The organism is Nocardiopsis sp. NPDC057823, from assembly GCF_042797335.1.
Taxonomy (GTDB): Bacteria; Actinomycetota; Actinomycetes; order Streptosporangiales; family Streptosporangiaceae; genus Nocardiopsis; species Nocardiopsis changdeensis.
In genome coordinates this window covers 188,162-196,520 of the sequence record NZ_JBHVLR010000014.1, presented here as the reverse complement: position 1 = coordinate 196,520, position 8,359 = coordinate 188,162, and the positions used below count along the sequence as shown (strand labels likewise).

The following is an 8,359-nucleotide window of genomic DNA, read 5'->3' as shown; positions in this document are numbered from 1 at the left end:
GTCCCGCGTCCGCCCGCCGGGCGGACGCGCCCGCCGACGCCGCGGCCCCCGGTCCGGTGCCGGGGGCGCGGCGGGCGCTGCCCGCCCTGTGCGTCACCGTCACCGTCAGCCAGGGCGCGCTGTTCTACGCCTTCCCCGTGCTGGCCCCCGCGGTCTCCCTCGGCACCGGCTGGTCCCTCATCGTCCTCACCGCGCTCTTCTCCGGCTCCCAGGTGCTGGCGGCCCTGGTCGCCCCGCTGGTCGGCCGCTGGCTGCGCCTGCGCGGCCCCCGGCCGGTGATGACCGCCGCCGCGGTCCTGGGCGCGGCGGCACTGGCCGCCTGCGCCCTGGCGCCGTCGCTGTGGGTGTTCGCGGCGGCCTGGCAGGCGGCGGGGCTCGCCGCCGCCGGGCTCTTCTACCCGACCGCGTTCGCCGCCCTCACCCACTGGTACCGGTCGGCCCGGGTCCGCGCGGTCACCACCCTGACCCTGGTCGGGGGGTTCGCCGGGACGGTGTTCGCCCCGCTCGCCGCGCTGCTGGAGGCCCACCTCGGCTGGCGCGGCGCCCTCCTGGCCCTGGCCGCCCTCGTCGCCCTGGTCGTGGCGCCCCTGCACCTGTGGGCGCTGCGCGCGGAGTGGACGCCCCACGGCGACCCGGAGTCCGGCCGCCGGGCCGTGCGCGGGGTGATGGCCGGGCGGGCGTTCTGGGCGCTGACCGCGGCCCTGGCACTGGGCGCCTTCACCGTCCACGCGGTGGTCGTCGACCTCGTCCCGTTCCTGCGGGAGCACGGGTTCGGCACCGCCGAGGCGGCCTGGGTCCTGGGCGCCACCGGTATCGGCCAGGTGCTGGGCCGCCTCGTCTACGCCCCCTGGGAGCCCCGCAGCCGTCCGGGGACGCGGGCGGTGGCGGTGCTGCTGGTCTGCGCGTCGGGGGCCGTGCTCACGGCGGTGCTCGCCCTGGCGGGCGCCGCCCCGGCCGCACTGTTCGCGGCGGCGCTCGCGGTGGGCGCCGGGCGCGGCCTGCTCACGCTGGTGCAGGCCACGGCGATCGCCGACCGGTGGGGCCCCGAGCACTACACCACGCTCAACAGCATCATGCATACCCCGATCGCGCTCGCTGCCGCGCTCGCGCCGGGGGTGTGCGCTCTCGCCGCCGGGGCCGCGGGCGGCTACGCGCCGGTGTTCTTCGCCCTGGGGGCCGTCGCGCTGCTGGGCGCCCTCGTCGCCCCCGCCGGGTCACCCGCCGCCGTGGCGGCGGGTGACCGCGGGTGAGGGCCGGGGCCCGGGTCAGAGGGCGTCGGCCGGCGTGTCCAGGACGGTGCGGTCGCGGGAGGACACCAGGTCGAACTGCGGCCCGGTGCGCGGCAGCTCGTGCCGGAAGAAGTACGCGGCCGCCGCCCGCTTGCCCGCGTAGAACGCCTCGCCCGGGGCGTCGCTCCTACCGTGCGCGGCCACCAGCTGCTCCAGCCACATCCACGCCACCACCACGTGCCCGACGGCCTCCATGTAGGGGGTGGCGTTGGCCAGCGCCTCCGCCGGGTCGCCGTTCGCCCAGGCCTCCGCCGTGGTCCGCACGACCCGGTCCAGGGCGGCGTCCAGCAGCCCGGCGAACTCCGCCTCGTCCCCGCCCAGGCCGCGGGCCCGGGCGGAGGCGGCGCGCGCGGTCTCCACCAGCAGCCCCAGCCCGGCCCCGCCGCCCTGCACCGCCTTGCGGCCCAGCAGGTCCAGGGCCTGGATCCCGTGGGTGCCCTCGTGGATCGCGTTGAGCCGGTTGTCCCGGTAGTGCTGCTCCACGTCGTACTCGCGCGTGTACCCGTAGCCGCCGTGCACCTGGATCGCCAGGCTGTTGGCCTCCAGGCACCACTGCGAGGGCCAGCTCTTGACGAGGGGGGTGAGCACGTCCAGCAGGGCGTCGGCCCGCTCGCGGTCCGCGGCGCCGTCGGCGGTGGCGGCCTCGTCGACCAGCCGGGCGCAGTACAGGACCAGGGCCATCGCCCCCTCCACGTAGCTCTTCTGCGCCAGCAGCATCCGCCGCACGTCGGTGTGCTCGATGATCGGCACCGGCGGGTTCGCCGGGTCCTTGTCGCCCAGCGGGCGGCCCTGGAGGCGCTCGCGGGCGTAGGCCAGCGACTTCAGGTACCCGGTGTAGCCGACGGCGGCGGCGCCCGCCCCCACCCCGATCCGGGCGCCGTTCATCATGTGGAACATGTAGCGCAGCCCCTGGTGCGGCTCCCCGACCAGGTAGCCGACCGCGCCGGGCTCCCCGCCGGGGGTGTGCGCGCCCTCGCCGAAGTTGAGCAGCGCGTTGACGGTGCCGCGGTAGCCCATCTTGTGGTTGAGGCCGGCGGGGACGACGTCGTTGCGCTCGCCGACCGACCCGTCGGCGTTCACCAGGTACTTGGGCACGATGAACAGCGAGATGCCCTTGACCCCGGGCGGGCCGCCGGGGATCTTGGCCAGCACCAGGTGGACGATGTTCTCGGTGAGCTCGTGGTCGCCCGCCGAGATCCACATCTTGTTGCCGAACAGCCGGTACGTGCCGTCCCCGGCGTCCTGCGCGCGGGTGGTGATGTCGGCCAGGGAGCTGCCGGCCTGCGGCTCGGACAGGCACATGGTGCCGGTGAACCGGCCCTCCACCATGGGCCGCACGTAGGTGTCGACCTGCTCGGGGGTGCCGTGGGCGAGCAGCAGCCGGGCGTTGCCGACGGTGAGGAAGGGGTAGGCGGAGGAGCCCAGGTTGGCGGCCTGGAACCAGGCGCTGCACGCGCTGGCCACCACGTGGGGGATCTGCCCGCCGCCCACGGAGGCGGGCAGGCCGAGCGCGTTGAGGCCGGTCTCGGCCAGGACCTCCAGGGCCTTCTTGACCTCGGGGATCACGTGGACGCGTTCGCCGTCGAAGCGCGGCTCGTTGGCGTCGTTGGCCTTGTTGTGCGGGGCGAAGTGGTCGGTGGCGACGCGTTCGGCCAGCTCCAGGGCGCCGTCGAGGGTCTCGCGGGAGTGGTCGGCGTAGTGGGGGCGCCGGGTGAGGGACTCGGCGTCGAGCCATTCGTAGAGCAGGAATCGCAGGTCGCGCGCGGACAGCAGGGTGGACGCCACGGGGTCGCCTCCTCGGAGTGATTGACCGACTGGTCGGTATGGTATCCGTTCGGGGAACCCGCCGGGCGGCCGGGGCGGCGGGGGCCCCGGGGTCCTACGCTGGGCGTGCACGTCCGACCGCCTTCGACAAGGAGCCCCGTGTCCACTCCCGCCGCCGACCCGTCCCGCACCGTCCTGCTGCTCAACGGGCCCAACCTCAACCTGCTCGGCACCCGCGACCCCGGCCAGTACGGCACCACCACCCTCGCCGAGGTCGAGGCCCGGGTCGCCGCGCTCGGCAGGGAGCTGGGCGTGGAGGTGGTCTGCGCGCAGAGCAACGGCGAGGGGGAGATGGTCGACCGGCTGCACGCCGCCCGCGGCTGGGCCGGCGTGGTCATGAACCCCGGCGCGTACGCCCATTACAGCATCGCCCTGCGCGACGCCGTCGACGCCATCGAGGCGCCCGTGGTGGAGGTGCACATCTCCAACGTGTACGCCCGAGAGGGGTTCCGGCACACCTCGGTCACCGCCCCGGTGGCCGCCGGGTACATCGCCGGCTGCGGGGTGCCCGGCTACGAGCTGGCGCTGCGCGCGGTCCTGGGCCGGGCGGCCGAACGCGGCACCCTGGGCTGAGGCCCGCGCGCGTCCGTGCGCCCCCCGGTACCGACCGGTCGGTTTCCATGGGGCGCACGGACGCGCGGCACACCCGCCTCAGCGGAAGGTCGTCAGCGCCGCCCCGGCCTGCTCCAGGTGCGCGTGGTCGTTGAACGACAGCAGCCGGGTGCCGCCGCGCCCGTGCACCACCTTGGTGAGCGACCCGTTCACCACGATCCGGTTCAGCTCCAGGAACCCGTGCGCCGGGGCCCGCAGCAGCGCCGCGCACACCGCCGCGACCACCCCCGCCGACGTGAACACCAGGGCCGTCTCGCCCCGGCCCAGTCCGGCGACCGTGTCCTCCAGCGCCGCCCGCACCCCGCCGCGGAACGCCTCCCAGCTGCCCGGCCCGTCGCCCCCGGCGGCCATCCACGCCGACAGCCCGGCGTCCAACCGCTCCTGGAGGGTGCCCTCGGCGACGGGGTGCCGGGCCAGCAGCCCCAGGTGGTCGTACTCGTTCCAGCGCTCGTCGACCGTCGGCTCGGCGTCGATCCCGGCCTCGGCCAGGGCGGCCGCCGCGGTCTGGCGCTGCCTGCGCAGCGACCCCGAGAACACGGGGCCCGGGCGCAGCCCGCGTCGCTCGAGCTCGGCGCCCAGCAGCCGCGCCTGCTCGTATCCGGTGGGACTCAGCTCGTCGTAGTCCTCCGCCTCCGGCGATGCCTTGCCGTGGCGGATGAGGTAGATGCTCGGCATCGCCCCAGAGTACGAGTGCGGCCCGCGGCCGCGGCGCCCGGGGGCGGGCCGGAGCGCACCGGGGACGGGTACGCGGAGGGGCCGGGGACCGACGGTCCCCGGCCCCTCCGCGGGGCGTCCGTCAGGGCCGGTACGCGGCGGCCCCGGAGAACTCGGCGATGGACCCGCCCGCGGAGATGGACTCCCGCGCCGGGATCTCGGCGTCCTCCTTGGCCTTGAGCAGGGCGCCCAGGCCCACCGCCTCCTCCGGCGCCAGGAACGCCACGCCGTCGGAGTCGGCGAACACCACGTCCCCCGGGCGCACGACCGCGCCGGCGATGCTCACGGGGACGTTGATCGCACCCTCGATCCCGGCGATGCGGGTGGTCAGGGGGCTGTAGCCGCGGGAGAGGACGGGCAGGTCGTAGGCGAGGGTCTCGTCGTGGTCGTTGACCGAGCCGTCGATGACCGCGCCGACCGCGCCGCGGGCCTTGGCGGTGTAGGAGACCAGGCCGCCGAAGCACGACCGCGCGAGGTCGCCGGACTGGTCGACGACGAGCACGTCGCCGGGCCGCAGCATGTCCGCGGCCATGTGGACGGCCGTGGAGTCCAGGTGCGGGATGCGCACCGTGACGGCCGTGCCGACGAACTTCAGCGGGCGCCGGTTGGGCGTCAGCCCCAGGGCGAAGCCGTGGTCGCGCAGGTGGCCGAGGGTGGAGACGCACACCTGGGACAGCTCGGAGACGATGGACGCGTCGATCTGCCGCGGCATGTCGTTGACGGTGAACAAGTCGGGTCCTTTCCGGTCGGTGGGGCGCGTGCCTACTGCGCGCTGGAGAGGTAGGGGATGAAGGTGGTGATCTCGGGGACGAGGATGAGGACGGCCACGACGATGACGTCGGCGACGATGAAGGGCACGATGCCGCGGAAGATCCGCCCCAGCCCGGCCTCGGGCACGGCGCCGGAGTACACGAAGGCGTTCATGCCGACCGGCGGCGTGATGAGCGCCATCTCGGCCACCTTCACGATGAGCACGCCCAGCCAGATGCCGTCGAACCCGTAGCCGACCAGGATCGGGTGCAGCAGCGGCCCCGCGATGAGGATCATGGAGATCCCGTCGAGGAACATGCCCAGCGGCAGCAGCACCAGCAGGCACAGCACCAGGACCAGGTAGGGGGGCAGGTCCGCGGCCAGGACCGCGTTCACCACCGCGGTGCTCGCCCCGGACAGGGCGAGGAAGTAGGTGAACACCCCGGCGCCGACCATGAGCAGGAACGTCATGGCGGTCAGCCCGACGGCCTCGGTCACCGACTCCTTCACCACCCGCATCCACCGGGGCGGGCGGGTGCGCAGGAGCAGGATGACGAACGCCGACACGGCGCCGAACGAGGCGGCCTCGGTGGCGGTGGCCACGCCCAGGTAGATCGTGCCGATGGACACGGCGAAGATGACCACCAGGAAGCCGAAGCCGACCAGGTCCAGGGGCGGGGGGCGGTTCCCCTCGGGGCCGGCCTCGGGCGCGGGGTCCGCGTCCGAGCCGTCCGCGTCCGGGCCGTCCGCGGCCGCCGCGGGGGAGCCCGCGGAGCCGGGCGCCGCGGCCCCGACCTTCTCGCGTTCCGCGGCGCGCGCCGCCCGGCGGCGCTTGCCGGCCGCGACGAGCAGCATGATGGTGACCGCGTAGACGAGGATCGTCAGCAGGCCCGGGCCGATGCCCGCCAGCAGCAGCTGCCCGATGTTCTCCTCGGTCACCACGCCGTACAGCACCAGCACGATCGACGGCGGGATGAGCACGCCGAGCGTGCCCCCGGCGCAGACGACGCCCGCGGCCAGGCGCAGGCCGTGCCCGGCCTTGACGATGGCGTCCGTGGACACCCGCGCCATGGTCGCCACGGTGGCGACGCTGGAGCCCGTGACGGCGGCGAAGAGCCCCGACCCGGACAGCGACGCCAGCGCGGTGCCGCCCGGCAGGCGGCGCAGCACCCGGGAGGCGAGGTCGAACCCCGCCTGGGCGAGCCGGGCGTGCACGGCGAACACGCCCATGAGGATGAACAGCGGGATGATGGTCAGCGAGTAGTCGGCGGCCGTGGAGTAGGGCTGGTTGGCCACCGTGCTGACCGCGGCGTCGGTGCTGCGCATGAGCACGATGCCGAGCAGGCCCGCCAGCATGAGCGAGAGCCCGACGTGGAGCCTGATCGCGAGCAGCCCCAGGAAGACCGCGACCACCGCGAGCAGGATCAGGAGCGTTCCCCCGGTCATCGTCCGACCTCCTCGTCGTGGCGGGCCGCGGACACCGGTTCCGGGGCGGTGTCCGCGGCCTCGGGGACGCCCGCCGCCTCGACCAGGTCCGCCACCGCGTCCCCGGAGGCCTCGCCGGCCAGGCGGGCCCGGAGTTCGAGCACCTCCCGCCAGACGGCCGCCGCGAAGAACAGCAGGAAGGACACGAAGAGGACGAGCTTGGCCGGCCAGGTCGCCAGGCGCAGGATGTCGTTGGTGGTCTCGCTGCGGTCGACGGCGCTGAACAGCACCTCGGCCAGGCCCCAGACCATCAGCCCGCCGATGACCAGCAGCAGGAGGGCGCGCAGGCCCGACAGGACCGTCCGGGTGCGCTCGCCCAGGCGCGTCTCGATCAGGCCCACGGAGACGTGCCTGCCGTCGATCTCGGCGGCGGCCAGTCCCAGGAAGGCGACCATCACCAGGAGCAGCGTGGAGATGTCGACGGTGCCCAGGATCGAGCTGCCCAGGGCGTTGCGGCTCACCACGTCGGCCACGGTCAGCAGCATCAGGGCGAGCAGCAGCAGGCCCGCGGCGAGGCCGAAGGCGGTCGACACGGCGGTGAGGGGCCGCGGCGGACGGAGCCGGTTCATGCGTCCTCCCCTTCCATGCAGGCGATCAGCGGGTCGGCGTAGTCGGAGGACTCGGTCTCCTCGGCGATGATCCGCCGGTAGTCGTCCAGGACCGACCGGGCGTCGTAGCCGCGCTCCTCGTAGCGGGCGACCCAGGTCTCGGCGGCGTCCACCTCGTCGCGCAGCTCGGCCACCTGCTCCTCGGGCAGCGAGGAGAACCGCGCCCCGGACTCCTTCAGTTCCGTGCAGGCGGTCCCGCCCAGGGCGTCCATCTCCTCCAGACCGTGGGAGATCCCCCGGGAGGAGGCCTCCGTCAGGGCGTCGCGGTACTCCTGCGGCATGGACTGGAAGAGCTCCTCGTTGATGACCACGATCGAGGACGAGTACGCCCCGATCCCGGGGTCCATGACGTACGGGGTGCTCGTGGACAGGCCGAAGGTGGGCAGGTTGGCGATGGCCAGCGAGGTGTAGCCGTCCACCACGCCCCGGGACATGGACTCGTAGATGTCGTTGGCCGTCATGGCGACCGGGTTGGCCCCGGCGGCGAGCATGACCTCGGAGGTCAGGCCGCCCGCCCGGACGCTCCGGCCGCGCAGGTCGTCCAGGTCGTCCGCCTCCTCCTGGAGCCCCACCGCGGCGATGCCCAGCGGCAGGGGGAAGAGCAGGCGCACGCCCTGGCGGTCGAAGTCCTCCCGGTAGACCTCGTTCTCCTCGTAGAGGCGCTCGATGGCGGTCATCTGCACCTCGGGGTTCTTGGTCTCGAACGGGAGCTCGATGACGGTGAACATGGACAGGTCCGAGGCGGCGTAGATGGAGCCGACCTGGGCCATGTCGGCGCGGCCGTCCAGGGTGGCCTGCACCGACTCGTCCGCGCCCACCAGGCTCTGCGAGTAGTGGAAGCGGACGGTGACGCCGCCGCCGGTCGCCTCCTCGACCTCCTCGGCCCACCGCTGGATGGCGCGGGACTGGTCGGAGGTGGAGTTGGAGTACGTCGTGTAGTGCAGGACGTAGGTGCCGTCGGTGCCGGGGGTGCCGGAGCACGCGGTCGCGGTGATCGCCAGGGCCGCGCCGGCGGCGGCCCACCGGAGCCGCCGCCGGACCCTGTTCGGGGTGTGGGATCCGAATGCCTTCATGGCG

The 8,359-nt window shown here is 74.4% G+C and carries 8 protein-coding genes; 2 read left to right on the top strand and 6 right to left on the bottom strand.

What is annotated here, in order from left to right:
- The coding region (locus ACFVNO_RS22150; RefSeq protein ID WP_378895427.1) for an MFS transporter at nucleotides 1–1,250 on the top strand (1,250 nt) is incomplete at its 5' end.
- Between the two features lie 15 nt (nucleotides 1,251–1,265).
- On the opposite strand, the gene ACFVNO_RS22145 is transcribed toward ACFVNO_RS22150, so the two are convergent.
- Nucleotides 1,266–3,074, bottom strand: coding sequence for an acyl-CoA dehydrogenase (locus tag ACFVNO_RS22145; protein ID WP_355264735.1), 1,809 nt, complete (start codon nucleotides 3,072–3,074; stop codon nucleotides 1,266–1,268).
- A 138-nt stretch (nucleotides 3,075–3,212) separates the two neighbouring features.
- On the opposite strand from ACFVNO_RS22145, the gene aroQ reads away from it, so the two are divergent.
- Nucleotides 3,213–3,686, top strand: coding sequence for a type II 3-dehydroquinate dehydratase (gene aroQ / locus ACFVNO_RS22140; protein ID WP_220561952.1), 474 nt, complete (start codon nucleotides 3,213–3,215; stop codon nucleotides 3,684–3,686).
- 78 nt (nucleotides 3,687–3,764) lie between these two features.
- On the opposite strand, the gene ACFVNO_RS22135 is transcribed toward aroQ, so the two are convergent.
- The 5 genes from ACFVNO_RS22135 to ACFVNO_RS22115 form a co-directional block, all read right to left on the bottom strand.
- Nucleotides 3,765–4,400 (bottom strand): histidine phosphatase family protein, encoded by a 636-nt coding sequence (locus tag ACFVNO_RS22135; RefSeq protein WP_355264732.1) that lies wholly within the window; start codon nucleotides 4,398–4,400, stop codon nucleotides 3,765–3,767.
- A 121-nt stretch (nucleotides 4,401–4,521) separates the two neighbouring features.
- On the bottom strand, nucleotides 4,522–5,169 hold the full coding sequence (locus tag ACFVNO_RS22130; RefSeq protein ID WP_220561950.1) for an RraA family protein: 648 nt from the start codon (nucleotides 5,167–5,169) through the stop codon (nucleotides 4,522–4,524).
- A gap of 32 nt (nucleotides 5,170–5,201) precedes the next feature.
- On the bottom strand, nucleotides 5,202–6,635 hold the full coding sequence (locus tag ACFVNO_RS22125; RefSeq protein WP_378895424.1) for a TRAP transporter large permease: 1,434 nt from the start codon (nucleotides 6,633–6,635) through the stop codon (nucleotides 5,202–5,204).
- Complete coding sequence (locus ACFVNO_RS22120; protein ID WP_355264726.1) at nucleotides 6,632–7,243, bottom strand: TRAP transporter small permease; 612 nt, start codon at nucleotides 7,241–7,243, stop codon at nucleotides 6,632–6,634. The genes ACFVNO_RS22125 and ACFVNO_RS22120 overlap by 4 nt, the downstream gene beginning before the upstream one ends.
- A complete protein-coding gene (locus ACFVNO_RS22115; protein ID WP_355264723.1) occupies nucleotides 7,240–8,355 on the bottom strand; it encodes a C4-dicarboxylate TRAP transporter substrate-binding protein in 1,116 nt (371 codons plus the stop codon). The genes ACFVNO_RS22120 and ACFVNO_RS22115 overlap by 4 nt, the downstream gene beginning before the upstream one ends.
- Between the last annotated feature and the right edge of the window lie 4 nt (nucleotides 8,356–8,359).

Excerpts from the sequence above, each read along its gene's own strand:
- ACFVNO_RS22135 (WP_355264732.1), bottom strand. The coding sequence starts at position 4,400 with ATGCCGAGCATCTACCTCATCCGCCACGGCAAGGCATCGCCGGAGGCG.
- ACFVNO_RS22125 (WP_378895424.1), bottom strand. The coding sequence starts at position 6,635 with ATGACCGGGGGAACGCTCCTGATCCTGCTCGCGGTGGTCGCGGTCTTC.
- ACFVNO_RS22120 (WP_355264726.1), bottom strand. The coding sequence starts at position 7,243 with ATGAACCGGCTCCGTCCGCCGCGGCCCCTCACCGCCGTGTCGACCGCC.
- ACFVNO_RS22115 (WP_355264723.1), bottom strand. The coding sequence starts at position 8,355 with ATGAAGGCATTCGGATCCCACACCCCGAACAGGGTCCGGCGGCGGCTC.